Consider the following 14107-nt stretch of genomic DNA (forward strand, 5'->3'; position numbering starts at 1 on the left):
CGGTTGTTCAAGAGGACGTGCCCGGAGCCTAAATGGTTCATGCCCCGAAGGGAACGTGATATGTACTTCACCCCATCGAGGGATCGAACGTGTATACGAGTCTGGACTACTCTGAGTTTCGCCACGAGGGTGGCGTTACAGCGGCTCTACCAGGGCTCGGTACCCTCGAACCGGCAACAGAGCCCGGCCCCTTACCCAAATGGGCCTCACCTGAAATTCAGCGAGGAGCGAACCGCGTGACCGCCGATACGTCCGTGCCGTCCACAGCGCTGCTGACCGGAGCAGACCGGGACGGTTCCAACTACACCGCGCGGCACCTGCTCGTCCTCGAGGGGCTCGAGGCCGTGCGGAAGCGCCCGGGCATGTACATCGGCTCGACCGACAGTCGAGGCCTGATGCACTGCCTGTGGGAGATCATCGACAACTCCGTGGACGAGGCCCTCGGGGGCTACTGCGACCACATCGAGGTGATCCTCCACGACGACGCCTCGGTCGAGGTGCGGGACAACGGCCGGGGCATCCCGGTCGACGTCGAGCCCAAGACCGGCCTGTCCGGTGTCGAGGTCGTGATGACCAAGCTGCACGCCGGCGGCAAGTTCGGCGGCGGCTCGTACGCCGCCTCCGGCGGTCTGCACGGTGTGGGCGCCTCCGTGGTGAACGCGCTCTCCGCACGCCTGGACGTCGAGGTGGACCGCAACGGCAGCACCCACGCCATCAGCTTCCGGCGCGGCGTGCCCGGCGGTTTCGCGGGCAACGGGCCGGACGCCAAGTTCGAGACCGGCGGCCTGCGCAAGGGCAAGCGGATCCCCAAGACGCGCACCGGCACGCGCGTGCGCTACTGGGCCGACCGCCAGATCTTCCTCAAGGACGCCAAGCTCTCGCTGGAGCACCTCCACCAGCGCGCCCGGCAGACCGCCTTCCTCGTTCCCGGGCTGACGATCGTCGTCCGGGACGAATTCGGCCTCGGTGAGGGCGGCAGCAAGGGCGAGGAGTCGTTCCGCTTCGACGGCGGCATCAGCGAGTTCTGCGAGTACCTGGCGTCCGACAAGCCTGTCTGCGATGTCCTCCGTTTCTCCGGACAGGGCACCTTCAAGGAGACCGTGCCGGTCCTCGACGAACACGGTCAGATGACCCCCACCCAGGTCACCCGAGAACTGGGCGTCGACGTCGCCATGCGCTGGGGCACCGGCTACGACACGACCCTCAAGTCGTTCGTGAACATCATCGCCACCCCCAAGGGCGGCACCCATGTCGCGGGCTTCGAGCAGGCCGTGGCCTCCACCATGAACGAGGTGCTGCGCGCCAAGAAGCTGCTGCGCGTCGCCGAGGACGACATCGTCAAGGACGACGCCCTCGAAGGTCTCACGGCCGTCGTCACCGTGCGTCTCGCCGAACCTCAGTTCGAGGGTCAGACCAAGGAGGTCCTCGGCACCTCCGCGGCCCGCCGTATCGTCGCGCAGGTGATCGCCAAGGAACTCAAGGCGTTCCTGACCTCCGCCAAGCGCGACGCCGCCGCTCAGGCGCGGGTCGTCATGGAGAAGGCGGTCGCCGCCGCGCGGACGCGGATCGCCGCACGTCAGCACAAGGACGCGCAGCGGCGGAAGACGGCGCTGGAGTCGTCGTCGCTGCCCGCCAAGCTCGCCGACTGCCGCAGCGACGACGTGGAGCGCAGCGAGCTGTTCATCGTCGAGGGCGACTCGGCGCTCGGTACGGCCAAGCTCGCGCGGAACTCCGAGTTCCAGGCGCTGCTGCCGATCCGCGGCAAGATCCTCAACGTCCAGAAGTCGTCCGTGACCGACATGCTTAAGAACGCCGAGTGCGGCGCGATCATCCAGGTCATAGGGGCAGGGTCCGGACGTACGTTCGATATCGACGCGGCGCGCTATGGCAAGATCATCATGATGACCGACGCCGATGTGGACGGCTCGCACATCCGGTGCCTGCTGCTGACCCTCTTCCAGCGGTACATGCGGCCGATGGTCGAGGCGGGACGGGTCTTCGCGGCCGTGCCGCCGCTGCACCGGATCGAGCTGGTCCAGCCGAAGAAGGGGCAGGACAAGTACGTCTACACGTACTCGGACCGTGAGCTGCGCGACCGGCTGCTGGAGTTCCAGAGCAAGGGCGTCCGGTACAAGGACTCCATCCAGCGCTACAAGGGCCTCGGCGAGATGGACGCGGACCAGCTGGCGGAGACGACGATGGATCCGCGTCACCGGACGCTGCGGCGGATCAACCTGTCGGACCTGGAGGCCGCGGAGCAGGTGTTCGACCTGCTGATGGGCAACGACGTCGCCCCGCGCAAGGAGTTCATCTCCAGCTCGGCGGCCACGTTGGACCGGTCGCGCATCGACGCGTAGCCGCCACGCCGGGCTTCGGCGGAGGGGCGTCCGGGCCGGTCCCGGGCGCCCTGCGCCGCTCGTGGGCCGGGTGCTCCGGAGGTGCTTCGTCCCTCCCGGATGCCACGGGTGGGGAAGCCCGTCCCGGGTGGGGGAGGCTGGCCGGTGTTTCACCTGATGGGGTGAAGAATCGCGCAGAGGCGCGCCGGGGGTCTTTCCGCTCTGTCCATGCTTGGGCATGCAGTCAAGCACCGGCCGTCCCCGCCGACGCGAGGGTGGTTCTGAGAGCCCGGTTGAGCAGCACGAGGGGCACGGCCTCGCCGACGAGGACGTGCGGTTCGACGATCCCTGGTACGACGCGCTGGCCTCCGGCTGGGGGGAGCTGGACGGCACGGGCGGGCCTGCCCCGGCCGTGGCCGAGGCGCCCGAGAGCCGGGCCGGGGGTGCGGCGGAGGTCTACCTCGAGGTCCAGCGGAGCGCCGCCTTCCAGGAGGTGCGCAGCCGATACCGCAGGTTCGTGGTCCCGGGCGTCGCCCTCTTCTTCAGCTGGTACGTGGCGTACGTGGTGACGGCGACCACGGCCCCGGGCCTGATGTCCCGGCCGGTGGCGGGCTCGGTGAACGTGGCGATGCTGGCGGGGCTCGGACAGTTCCTCACGACGTTCCTGTTCACCTGGGCGTACGCGCGGCACGCGAGGCTGCGCCGGGACCGGGCGGCGCTCGATCTGCGCTGGGACACCCAGGAGTTGACGCGTGGCCTCCGAGGGGACGTGCGATGACCGTCGACCATCAGATGCTGGCGCTGCTGCTGTTCAGCCTGTTCGTGGCGGTCACGTTGGGCATCACCACGTGGGTCAGCCGTCATCGGCACGGCTCGGCGGAGGAGTTCTACGCCGGGGGGCGGTTGTTCTCGCCCATGGAGAATGGTTTTGCCATCGCGGGCGACTACATGTCCGCCGCGTCCTTCCTCGGTATCTCGGGGCTCATCGCGCTCTTCGGGTACGACGGGCTGCTCTACTCGGTGGGCTTCCTGGTCGCCTGGCTCGTGGTGCTGTTCCTGGTGGCCGAACTGGTGCGCAACTGCGGGCGGTTCACGCTCGCCGACGTGGTCGCGGCACGGATGAGCGAGCGGCCGGTGCGGATCGCCGCGGGAACCTCCTCGGTGACCGTGTCCGTTCTGTATCTGGTGGCACAGATGGTGGGAGCGGGCACCCTCGTCGCGCTGTTGCTGGGGGGAGAGAGCGAGGCGGCGCAGGCATGGACGGTCATCGGGGTCGGCGCGCTGATGGTCGTGTACGTGTCGCTGGGAGGGATGCGGGCCACCACCTGGATCCAGATCGTGAAGGCGGTCCTGCTCATGGGCGGGGCGGTCGCGCTGACCGTGCTCGTCATGGTGCGGTTCCACGGCGACTTCGACCAGTTGCTGCGCACGGCCGCCGACCGCAGCGGACATGGCGACGCGTTCCTCGCGCCCGGACTGAAGTACGGCGGTGACTGGGTCGCGCGCTTCGACTTCATCAGCCTCGGACTCGCGCTGGTGCTGGGCACGGCCGGCCTGCCGCACATCCTGTCGCGCTTCTACACGGTGCCCACCGCACGGGCCGCGCGCCGCTCGGTGGTCTGGTCGATCGGCCTCATCGGCGGCTTCTATCTGATGACGATCGTGCTCGGCTTCGGCGCGGCAGCCGTGGTCGGCCCGGAGGCCGTGCGAAGTTCCAACGCGGCCGGCAACACGGCGGTGCCGTTGCTGGCCCTCGATCTGGGCGGTGGCACGGACTCCACCGGTGGAACGGTTCTGTTCGCGATCGTCGCCGCCATCGCCTTCGCCACGATCCTCGCGGTCGTCGCCGGCATCACCCTCGCGTCGTCGGCGTCCGTCGCCCACGACCTGTACGCCTCGCTGCGGCGCAGACGCTCGAAGCCGCGCAGCGAGGTCGCCGTGGCACGGACGGCCGCCGTCGGTATCGGCATCGTCGCCATCGGACTCGGGCTGCTCGCCAAGGATCTCAATGTGGCCTTCCTCGTGGGCCTCGCCTTCGCGGTCGCCGCCTCCGCCAACCTGCCCGTGCTGCTCTACTCGCTGTTCTGGCGCGGCTTCACCACACGCGGCGCGGTGTGGTCCGTGTACGGCGGACTGGTCCCCTCCCTGGTCCTCGTGCTGCTGTCGCCCGTCGTGTCGGGCAGCGCGGACTCGCTGTTCCCCGGCCTCGACTTCCAGGTCTTCCCCCTGCAGAACCCCGGCCTCGTCTCCATCCCGCTGGGCTTCCTCGCGGGCTGGCTCGGCACGGTCATGTCGGCCGAGCCGCCGGACGAGGCCAAGCACGCGGAGACGGAGGTGCGTTCGCTGACGGGCGCCGGGGCGGTGTGAGCGGTGGGCACGTCGTCCGGCGGTTGGCGGGTTCTCAGGGGCGGGTCGCCCACTCGTAACGGTGCTCCGGCCGGCCGGCGTCGCCGTACTTGAGGGTCAGCCGGGCCCGTCCCGTGCGTTCCAGGAGCTTGAGATAGCGCTGGGCGGTCTGCCGGCTCAGTCCGGTCCGCTCGGCGATCTCCTGGGCCGACAGCGGCCCCTCGGCGGTCATCAGGGCGCGGCGCACCAGCTCGGTGGTGGTGGCCGAGTGGCCCTTGGGCAGGTCCGGCTCGCCTCCCGCCGAGAGCGCGCCGAAGATCCGGTCCACCTCCGCCTGTTCGGCCTCTCCGCCGCCGTCCAGGGTGCGCCGCAGCTGCGCGTACGCCTCCAGCTTGGCCCGCAGCCCGGCGAACGCGAACGGCTTGACCAGGTACTGGAGCGCGCCCTGGCGCATCGCGGCCTGGACGGTCGAGACGTCGCGGGCCGCCGTCACCATGATCACGTCGCACTGGTGGCCCCGGCGCCGCATCTCCTGGACCACCACGAGCCCCGTGTCGTCCGGCAGATAGTGGTCCAGCAGGACCAGGTCGACGTGCGGCAGCGCCTCCAGGCGATGCAGCGCCTCGGCCGCGCTGTGGGCCACACCGGCGACGTGGAAACCTGCGACCTTCTCCACGTAGGCGGCGTTGACGCGGGCGACCCTGGTGTCGTCGTCCACGATCAGGACCTCGATCATCGCGGCTCCTTGTCGGCTGTACCGGCGGCTTCGGGCTCCCGCGCGGGGCCCGGCCGCCCGTCGTGGCCGGCGCTCGGCTCGTCCTGCCGCGCCGGTCCGTCCTCGGGTGCCGCAGGGGCGGGTGCCGCGGAGGGCACCGATGTCACCAGGCCGTGCTCCGCGAGCGCGTCGGGCAGGACGACGGTGAACTCCGCGCCGCCGCCCGCCGCCTCCGTGACCCGGGCGCTGCCCCCCTGCCGCTCGGCGAGCCGGCGCACCAGGGAGAGCCCGATGCCCCGTTCGCGATGGGCGGGCGGAGTCTTGGTGGACCAGCCCTCGGTGAAGATCAACTCCCTTTTGTCGGGAGGGACTCCGGGGCCCGTGTCGCGGACCCGGAGGACCGCCGTGCGCCCCTCGGTACGCAGATCGACCTCCACGCGCGCGTGCGGCGTGCCCGCGACGGCGTCCAGGGCGTTGTCGACCAGGTTGCCGACGACGGTGACGAGCCCTCGCGGGTCGATCAGCCGGTCCGGCAGCATCGTGCCGTCCGCGATCGACAGGGCCACCCCGCGCTCGGCGGCGACGGTGGCCTTGCCCACCAGCACCGCGGCGAGCAGCGGGTCGTGGATCTTCTCGGTGACCTGTTCGGCGGTGGCCCGGTGCTCGCCGACGACCTCGCCGACGAACTCGACCGCCTCGTCGTACATCTCCAGTTCGAGCAGGCCGAGGAGGGTGTGCATCCGGTTGGCGTGCTCGTGGTCCTGGGCGCGCAGGGCGTCCGTGAGGCCGCGCGTGGAGTCCAGTTCACGCCCCAGCTGCTCCAGCTCGGTGCGGTCGCGCAGGGTGGCGACGGCGCCCCCGTCGTCGGTGGGCATACGGTTGGCGACCAGCACGCGCTGGCCGCGCACGGTCAGCAGATCGGTGCCCGTGACCCGCCCCGCCAGCACGTCCGTCGTACGGCCTGGGCCGAGCGCGTCGTCGAGGGAGCTGCCGACCGCCTCGTCGCCTATCCCTAGCAGCCGACGCGCCTCGTCGTTCAAGAGGCGTACGCGCCCGGCGCGGTCCAGCGCGACCACGCCCTCCCGGATGCCGTGCAGCATCGCCTCGCGCTCCGCCAGCAGCCCCGCGATATCGGAGAAGGCCAGGTCACGGGTCTGACGGTGGACCCGCCGGGAGATCAGATACGCGGCCAGCGCCCCGACCGCCATGGCCCCGCCGGCGTACGCCAGGAGGCCGGGGATCGCGTGGATCAGCCGGGCGCGCACGCTGTCGTACTCGATGCCGACCGAGACGGCGCCCACGATCCTTCCGTCGGCGTCCCGCAGCGGCACCTTGCCCCGGGCGGAGCGGCCCAGGGTTCCCGAGTCGATCTCCATGACCTCTTTGCCGGCCAGGGCGCGGCGCGGGTCGGTCGAGACGAGCCCGCCGATCTCCGTCGGGTCGGGGTGCGACCAGCGCACGCCGCGCCCGTCCAGCACGACCACGTACTCGGCTCCGCTGGCCTTCCTGATCCGCTCGGCCTCGACCTGCACGGGGCCGGTCACGGACGGCCGCGTCGACACCAGGTCCCGCGCTATCTGCGGCTGGGCCGCCGTGGTCTGCGCGATCGCTAGGGCACGGCGCATCGCCTGGTCGTCCAGCTGCTGGCTGAGCGGCGCGAGGAACAGCCCGGTCGCGAGGACGGCGACACCGGCGGCGATCGCCACCTGCATCAGCAGGACCTGCGAGAACACCCGCCGCGGCATACCGAGCCGCAGGCGGCGCGCGAGGGGAGCGGGACTCATACCCATGACCGTACGTGGACGGACTGGGCCGGTCGTAGTGGGGTGTGGCGCGGATCTCAGTACGGGGGCGTTCGTACGGCGGCCACGGCGGGCACCGGGGGCGGACCCGCTTAGTGCCCGACCGCCGCGGGTGACAGTTCTCGTACGGCCAGGACGTCCATCCTGGCCGGGGAGCCCAGGGGGGAGCCGCAGCTCTCCGGGCGGGGCGGCTGGGCGGGGCCCTGGGAGACGGCGACGGTCCAGCGGCGGCCGTCGGTGTGGGAGACGGTCACGTCCCACTGGGGTGCCGTGCCGTCCGTGCGGAGGACGGTGAGCGCGTCGGCCGCGTCCTCGCCGGTCTCGGTGCGCACCGCCAGTTCGGCCGCCTGCCCGGGGCGCTCCCAGGCGGAGCTGCCACGGCATCCCTCGGTGACGACACGACCGTCCCGTACGCCCTGGAGGACCTCCTTGACGTGGTGGGCCTCCGCGCGGCCGTACACGTATCCGAACGGGAGCACGAGCACGGTGGGGGAGAAGCGGTGACCACCCAGATGGGTGACCTCCCAGGTGCCCTCGACCCCCGAGGCGGCCAGTTCGGCGGCGAGCGGTCGGCCGAGGAGGGCGCAGCAGCGGTCGCGCTTGCCGTTGGTGCAGACGAGCGCGAGCGGGTCGCCGGTGTGCGGCCGGCCCCGCAGGACCGTCCCGAAGGTCCGGTGGTCACCTCGGCCGAGGGCGGCGAGATCGAGGCCGAGCAGCTCACGGGGGTCGGACGTCGTGGCGGTGTGCAGCCAGACGTTGCCGGGGACGGTGTGGGCCACGTACACACGGCGCTCGCGGACCTCACGGCGGTCGGCGTGGCGGCCGGGGCGCCGGATGAGCGCCACGCGTACGCCGGTGCCCTTCGCCGCGGCTTCGAGGGCGCGGCCGAGCACGGGGTCCAGGTGGCTGGAGGTGAGCGCATCGACGCCCCAGGGGCCGGGCTGTTCCAGCAGCAGCCATGTCCTCGCCGTGGCGGCGGTCCCGGCGAGAGGCTCGCCGAGGAGTCGGGACGCGGATGTGCACGTACTCACAGAGGTGAGCCTAACCTGACTTGCGGCCGCGTGACGTCCGGACGGGCCGAAGGAGTGCCGACGGGGGTGCCGCGGGCGTGCTGCGGGAGGTGTCGCGGGCGGGCCGCGGACGTGCTGCAAGGGCTGTGCGACAGGAACGGCGGCGCGAGGGGCCCGCGCTGTAGTGCAGGCGAGCCCCCGTTTCAGGATCAGGCGTCGGGGATGTCCGACTTTGCCCGGATGAGAGTGTCGCGGCTGATGACCACGATCCTCTCGTAGTCAGCGCGCGAGGCGTCGGCAGGAAGCTCGGGGTCGAGTTTCTCTGTCCGGTCGGTCCCGATCACTGCGAAGTTGCCATCCTGCAGTTCGAAGATGTCTGGGCATGTCTGCCCCGCGGCACTGCCCCTCTCCCGAGGGGACGCACCGATGCGGCGCACGATTTTCAACGGGTTCGATCCTTGGGTCATGAGTAGTGACAGCGATGTTGAGCGGGCCAAACTTAGCTCTATGAGGCCGGTTGATGCGCCCGCGTCCCAGGGGGCGGGAGTGAAGGCTGAGGTGGGGGTCGCGCTGTGTGGAGCGAGCGCCGTGGGGGTGACCGACACGGGCGCGAGCGTCGCGGGGGATGCGGGGATGCGGGGATGCGGGGATGCGGGGATGCGGGGATGCGGGGACGCGGGGATGGGGAGTGCGGGGGATGCGGGCCTTGGAGGTGAGCGTCCAGGGCACGAGAGGCTTATTCCGCGGGCGGCTCGCCCACGACCCACCACTCGTCCGTGTTCGCCTCCTCCAGGTCGCTGATCAGGGCGTCGACCATCCGGCCGATCTCCGACTCCTCCGAACCCTCCTTCAGGCTCGACCGGTGATGACGCGTGGCGGCCCAGTAGTCGCGCATCAGGGCGCTCTGAAAGATGCCGCGCAGATGGCCGTACAGCTCCGCCCGGCTGAAGACACCCACCCGGTAGCCCTGGAGGACGTGGGTGTAGAGGAGGTTGGCGAAGAGGTACTGCCGTTGTCTGTCGGTGGACAGTTCCTCCTCGTAGGCGTTCAGGACGGGCAGCAGCGTCGGGTCCGCCGCCGCCTTCATGACCAGGTCGACGTTGTGCCGCTGGTAGGCGATCAGGGCGGCGTGCCGCTGGGCCTCCTGTTCCAGCCGTTCCAGCCGGTCCAGGCGTCGAAGCACGGCGCGGACGCGCCGCTCCACGGCGACCGCGCCGAGTGCTCCCACCGCGAAGGCGAGGCCCGCTGCTGCGGCGGGGCCGAGTCCCCGCGCCCCAAGGTTCTGTGTGGTCATGTCAACCCCCGGTTCAGGCGGCCGTCCGCCGGTCGTCGGTGCGGGGCGACGGGATGGGACCGGCGAGCGACGGGCGGCGCTTGCCGTCTCCCAGTGTCGCCGAGCGGCAGTGGTCGACTGGGAGGCGGAGAGGAGGCGCACGGAGGGATGTGCGGGTCGCGCGGGCCGGCGCCATGCCCAACGTGTGCCCCTCGGGCGCCGCTGACAAGCGCGCACTCCACGGGGCGTTCGGCCCCCCACTCGTATCCTGGGGCGGTCTGCAAGGAGGCACGGGAGCTGGGCCGTTCCGGTGGGAGCCGGTCCATGAGCCGGCCGCGTACGGTGGTCGGCCGCGAGCCGCCGCACGCAACGACGGGAGAGAGGGCGCGCGTTGAGTCAGTCGTCGAGCCAGGGGTCGCACACGCGACCGGAGCCGGATCCCGGAACGCGTCCTGAGCTGGCATTCCAGGCTGAACCGGGACTCGGGCCTGAGCCGGCCATCGAGCCCGAGCCGGTGCCAGCACTCGGGCCCGACCCGGCCATCGGGCCGGTGCCGGTGCCGGTGCCGGTGCCGAACCCGAGCCCGGAGCAGGGAGCGAGTCCGCAGGACTCGCGGGGCCTGGATCGCTGGGAGGGCTCGGACGGCTCGGACACCTCGCAGAGTCCGCCGCAGATCCCCGTCGTCGTCCTCGCCGGGTTCCTCGGCTCCGGGAAGACCACGCTGCTCAACCACCTCCTCCACCGCAGCGGCGGCAGCCGTATCGGCGCCGTCGTCAACGACTTCGGGGCGATCGAGATCGATGCCATGGCGGTGGCCGGCGCGCTCGGGGACTCCACCGTGTCGCTGGGCAACGGATGTCTGTGCTGTGCCGTCGACGTCGGTGAACTGGATGAGTACCTGGAACGGCTGGCCGCACCCGCCGCCGGGATCGATGTCATCGTCATCGAGGCGAGCGGGCTCGCCGAGCCGCAGGAACTGGTGCGGATGGTGCTCGCCAGCGAGAACCGCCGGGTGGTGTACGGCGGGCTCGTCGAAGTCGTGGACGCGGCCGAGTTCTTGGAGACCCGGCAGCGGCATCCCGAGATCGACCGGCACCTCGCCCTCGCCGACCTGGTCGTCGTGAACAAGCTCGACCGGGCCGAGGACGGGGAGCGGATCCTCTCGCTCGTCCGCTCCCTCGCCGACCGCGCCGCCGTGGTGCCCGCCACCTACGGGCGCGTCGACCCCGAGTTCCTCTTCGACTGCCGGCCCTCCGAGGAGCGCCTCGGCCAGCTCTCCTTCGACGACCTGTACCGGCACGACCACGACGACCACGACGACCACGACGGGTACGACGGGTACGACGGGCACGACGACCAGGGCGGGCACGCCGGGCATCTGCACACCGGCTACGACAGCCTCTCCTTCGTCTCCGACGTGCCGCTCGACCCCCGCCGGCTCATGGAGTTCCTGGACGGGCGTGCCGAAGGGCTCTACCGGATCAAGGGGTACGTCGACTTCGGCCCGTACGACCCGCGCAATCGCTACGGCGTGCATGCCGTCGGGCGGTTCCTGCGGTTCTACCCCGAGCCCTGGGCCGCCGGCGACAGCGGACTCGGCGACGGCCGACTCGGCGACGGCGGACCCGGTGAAAGCCACCGGCTCACGCAACTCGTGCTCATCGGCGCCGGCATCGACGCCCCCGCCCTGCGCAAGGAGTTGGAGGCGTGCAGGAGGGACGACGCCGCCCCGCACGCCGACGAGCACGGCATGTGGGGCGTCCTGCGCTACGTCCAGGAGCCCGAGGCCGAAGACCCCGAGACCCCCTACGACAATCTGTGAGGCACTGCGCTCACACCGGCCCCGCCACCGACGCCACCGTCTTGCCCAGGGACACGCCCGAGCCGTCGCGGCGCGGGTCCATCTCCGGGAGGTCGGCCGGGGTGCCGTTCTTCTGCGCGGCGCGGGCCGGGGCCGGTCCCGCCCAGGCGACCGAGAGGCAGTCCTCGCCCTTGAGGAACCGCTGGCAGCGGACGCCGCCCGTGGCGCGGCCCTTACGGGGGTACTGGTCGAACGGGGTGAGCTTGGCGGTGGTCTGGACGGAGTCGTCGAGGGTGCCGCGGGAGCCCGCCACCGTGAAGACGACCGCGTCGACGGCCGGGTCGACGGCGGTGAAGGAGATGACCTTCGCCCCCTCGGTGAGCTTGATGCCGGCCATACCGCCGGCCGGGCGGCCCTGCGGGCGGACCTGTGCGGCCTGGTAGCGCAGCAGTTGGGCGTCGTCCGTGATGAAGATCAGGTCCTCCTCGCCCGTGCGCAGCTCGACGGCACCGACGATCCGGTCGCCCTCCCTGAGCGTGATGACCTCCAGTTCCTCCTTGTTGGACGGGTAGTCGGGGACCACGCGCTTGACGACACCCTGCTCGGTGCCGATGGCCAGCCCGGGCGAGGACTCGTCGAGCGTCATCAGACAGATGACCGTCTCGCCGTCCTGGAGGGTGAGGAACTCCGCGAGCGGGGCGCCGCCCGACAGGTTGGGGGCCGCCGAGGTGTCCGGCAGCTGCGGCAGATCGACCACGTTCAGGCGCAGCAGGCGGCCGGTGGAGGTCACCGCGCCCACCTCGCCCCGGGCCGTCGCCGGGACCGCCGAGACGATGACGTCGTGCTTGGTCCGCTTGCCGTCCTCGTCCGCCGCGAAGGGCTCGGCGCTCGCCGTCCGGGCCAGCAGACCCGTCGACGACAGCAGCACCCGGCACGGGTCGTCCGCCACCTGCAGCGGGACCGCGGCCACCTGGGTGCCCGAGGACTCCAGCAGCACCGTACGGCGCTCGGTGCCGAACTTCTTCGCCACGGCGGCGAGTTCGCCGGAGACCAGCTTGCGCAGCTCCGCGTCCGACTCCAGGATGCGGGTCAGCTCGGCGATCTCGGTGTTGAGCTTCTCCTTCTCGGACTCCAGCTCGATGCGGTCGAACCGGGTGAGGCGGCGCAGCGGGGTGTCCAGGATGTACTGCGTCTGGATGTCCGACAGGGCGAAGCGCTCGATCAGGCGCTCCTTGGCCTGGGCGGAGTTGTCGCTGGAGCGGATCAGCCGGATGACCTCGTCGATGTCCACCAGCGCGGTGAGCAGGCCCTCGACCAGGTGCAGACGGTCGCGCCTCTTGCCGCGGCGGAACTCCGAGCGGCGCCGGACGACCTCGAAGCGGTGGTCGAGGTAGACCTCCAGCAGCTCCTTCAGGCCCAGGGTGAGGGGCTGGCCGTCGACCAGGGCCACGTTGTTGATGCCGAAGGACTCCTCCATCGGCGTCAGCTTGTAGAGCTGCTCCAGGACGGCCTCCGGCACGAAGCCGTTCTTGATCTCGATGACCAGGCGCAGGCCGTGGGCGCGGTCGGTGAGGTCCTTGACGTCGGCGATGCCCTGCAGCTTCTTCGCCCCGACCAGGTCCTTGATCTTGGCGATCACCTTCTCCGGGCCGACGGTGAACGGCAGTTCGGTGACGATCAGGCCCTTGCGGCGGGCCGTGACGTTGTCCACCGCCACCGTGGCGCGGATCTTGAAGGTGCCGCGGCCCGTCGCGTACGCGTCCCTGATGCCGGTGAGACCGACGATCCGGCCGCCGGTGGGCAGGTCGGGGCCGGGGACGTGCTTCATCAGCGTGTCGAGGTCGGCGTTCGGGTACCGGATGAGGTGGCGGGCGGCCGCGATGACCTCGCCCAGGTTGTGCGGCGGCATGTTGGTGGCCATACCGACGGCGATGCCGGACGCGCCGTTGACCAGCAGGTTGGGGAAGGCGGCGGGCAGGGCCACCGGCTCCTGCTCCTGGCCGTCGTAGTTCGGGGAGAAGTCGACCGTGTTCTCCTCGATCGACTCCGTCATCAGGCTGGTCGCGTCGGCCATACGGCACTCGGTGTACCGCATGGCGGCCGGCGGGTCGTCGTTGCCCAGCGAGCCGAAGTTGCCGTGGCCGTCGACCAGGGGGAGCCGCATGGAGAAGGGCTGGGCGAGGCGCACCAGGGCGTCGTAGATCGAGGAGTCGCCGTGCGGGTGCAACTTACCCATGACCTCGCCGACGACGCGGGCGCACTTCACATAGCCGCGGTCGGGGCGCAGGCCCATCTCGTTCATCTGGTAGACGATCCGGCGGTGCACCGGCTTCAGGCCGTCGCGGGCGTCGGGCAGGGCTCGGGAGTAGATGACCGAGTACGCGTACTCCAGGAAGGAGCCCTGCATCTCGTCGACGACGTCGATGTCGAGGATCCGCTCCTCGAACGCGTCGTCGGGCGGCGGGGTCTTCGTGCTGCGGCGGGCCATCGCTGCCGGCTCCTCTTTTTCTGGTCGCTCACCTACGGGGCGCTCACGTCTCCGGCTCACTCTCGGCGAGACGTGAACGGGATCTGACGCGCACCATTGTGGACTGCCGCACTGACAACCCCGACACGACCCGGCGCCGACCGCCGGGCACGGCCTCGGGGGACGGCCTCGGGGGACCGCCACGTCAACAGCGTGCGCCGACCTTAACCACAGACCGCGGGCCGCAACCCCGGTCTCGCTCTCGGCGTACGGCGCCCGGGAACTTCTCCGGGCGTCCGCGCGCTTGCATACAGTGGCGGGACCGGCAGGAAACAGCGGTTTCCGCGACGATTTCCA

General features: G+C 71.1%; 10 protein-coding genes. 4 read left to right on the forward strand and 6 right to left on the reverse strand.

The window, feature by feature from the left end; all coding sequences use genetic code 11:
- Window positions 1-236 precede the first annotated feature (236 nt).
- From ACZ6BB_RS00370 to ACZ6BB_RS00380, 3 genes are all read left to right on the forward strand, one after another.
- Window positions 237-2357 (forward strand): DNA gyrase/topoisomerase IV subunit B, encoded by a 2121-nt coding sequence (locus ACZ6BB_RS00370; protein ID WP_471613106.1) that lies wholly within the window; start codon window positions 237-239, stop codon window positions 2355-2357.
- Between the two features lie 217 nt (window positions 2358-2574).
- On the forward strand, window positions 2575-3114 hold the full coding sequence (locus ACZ6BB_RS00375; RefSeq protein ID WP_471613107.1) for a DUF485 domain-containing protein: 540 nt from the start codon (window positions 2575-2577) through the stop codon (window positions 3112-3114).
- Window positions 3111-4703, forward strand: a complete 1593-nt coding sequence (locus ACZ6BB_RS00380) for a solute symporter family protein (RefSeq protein ID WP_471613108.1) — start codon at window positions 3111-3113, stop codon at window positions 4701-4703. The genes ACZ6BB_RS00375 and ACZ6BB_RS00380 overlap by 4 nt, the downstream gene beginning before the upstream one ends.
- A gap of 34 nt (window positions 4704-4737) precedes the next feature.
- On the opposite strand, the gene ACZ6BB_RS00385 is transcribed toward ACZ6BB_RS00380, so the two are convergent.
- The 5 genes from ACZ6BB_RS00385 to ACZ6BB_RS00405 all read right to left on the reverse strand — a co-directional run bounded on the left by ACZ6BB_RS00385 (window position 4738) and on the right by ACZ6BB_RS00405 (window position 9503).
- On the reverse strand, window positions 4738-5418 hold the full coding sequence (locus tag ACZ6BB_RS00385) for a response regulator (protein ID WP_471613109.1): 681 nt from the start codon (window positions 5416-5418) through the stop codon (window positions 4738-4740).
- On the reverse strand, window positions 5415-7181 hold the full coding sequence (locus tag ACZ6BB_RS00390; RefSeq protein WP_471613110.1) for an ATP-binding protein: 1767 nt from the start codon (window positions 7179-7181) through the stop codon (window positions 5415-5417). The genes ACZ6BB_RS00385 and ACZ6BB_RS00390 overlap by 4 nt, the downstream gene beginning before the upstream one ends.
- A gap of 110 nt (window positions 7182-7291) precedes the next feature.
- Complete coding sequence (locus tag ACZ6BB_RS00395; protein ID WP_471613111.1) at window positions 7292-8230, reverse strand: sucrase ferredoxin; 939 nt, start codon at window positions 8228-8230, stop codon at window positions 7292-7294.
- A 188-nt stretch (window positions 8231-8418) separates the two neighbouring features.
- Complete coding sequence (locus ACZ6BB_RS00400; protein WP_037724008.1) at window positions 8419-8655, reverse strand: hypothetical protein; 237 nt, start codon at window positions 8653-8655, stop codon at window positions 8419-8421.
- Window positions 8656-8945: 290 nt separating this feature from the next.
- Window positions 8946-9503, reverse strand: coding sequence for a DUF6082 family protein (locus ACZ6BB_RS00405; protein WP_471613112.1), 558 nt, complete (start codon window positions 9501-9503; stop codon window positions 8946-8948).
- A gap of 598 nt (window positions 9504-10101) precedes the next feature.
- Between ACZ6BB_RS00405 and ACZ6BB_RS00410 the strand changes: the two genes are divergently transcribed.
- Window positions 10102-11304, forward strand: a complete 1203-nt coding sequence (locus ACZ6BB_RS00410; RefSeq protein WP_471614084.1) for a CobW family GTP-binding protein — start codon at window positions 10102-10104, stop codon at window positions 11302-11304.
- A 10-nt stretch (window positions 11305-11314) separates the two neighbouring features.
- Here the strand turns inward: ACZ6BB_RS00410 and ACZ6BB_RS00415 are convergent, their stop codons facing one another.
- Window positions 11315-13771, reverse strand: a complete 2457-nt coding sequence (locus ACZ6BB_RS00415) for a DNA gyrase/topoisomerase IV subunit A (RefSeq protein WP_471613113.1) — start codon at window positions 13769-13771, stop codon at window positions 11315-11317.
- Window positions 13772-14107 lie beyond the last annotated feature (336 nt).

The organism is Streptomyces sp. NPDC041108, from assembly GCF_055592645.1.

Bases quoted from the DNA above. Each gene is read 5' to 3' on its own strand.
- ACZ6BB_RS00385 (WP_471613109.1), bottom strand. From the start codon at position 5,418: ATGATCGAGGTCCTGATCGTGGACGACGACACCAGGGTCGCCCGCGTC.
- ACZ6BB_RS00375 (WP_471613107.1), top strand. From the start codon at position 2,575: ATGCAGTCAAGCACCGGCCGTCCCCGCCGACGCGAGGGTGGTTCTGAG.
- ACZ6BB_RS00415 (WP_471613113.1), bottom strand. From the start codon at position 13,771: ATGGCCCGCCGCAGCACGAAGACCCCGCCGCCCGACGACGCGTTCGAG.
- ACZ6BB_RS00380 (WP_471613108.1), top strand. From the start codon at position 3,111: ATGACCGTCGACCATCAGATGCTGGCGCTGCTGCTGTTCAGCCTGTTC.
- ACZ6BB_RS00390 (WP_471613110.1), bottom strand. From the start codon at position 7,181: ATGAGTCCCGCTCCCCTCGCGCGCCGCCTGCGGCTCGGTATGCCGCGG.
- ACZ6BB_RS00405 (WP_471613112.1), bottom strand. From the start codon at position 9,503: ATGACCACACAGAACCTTGGGGCGCGGGGACTCGGCCCCGCCGCAGCA.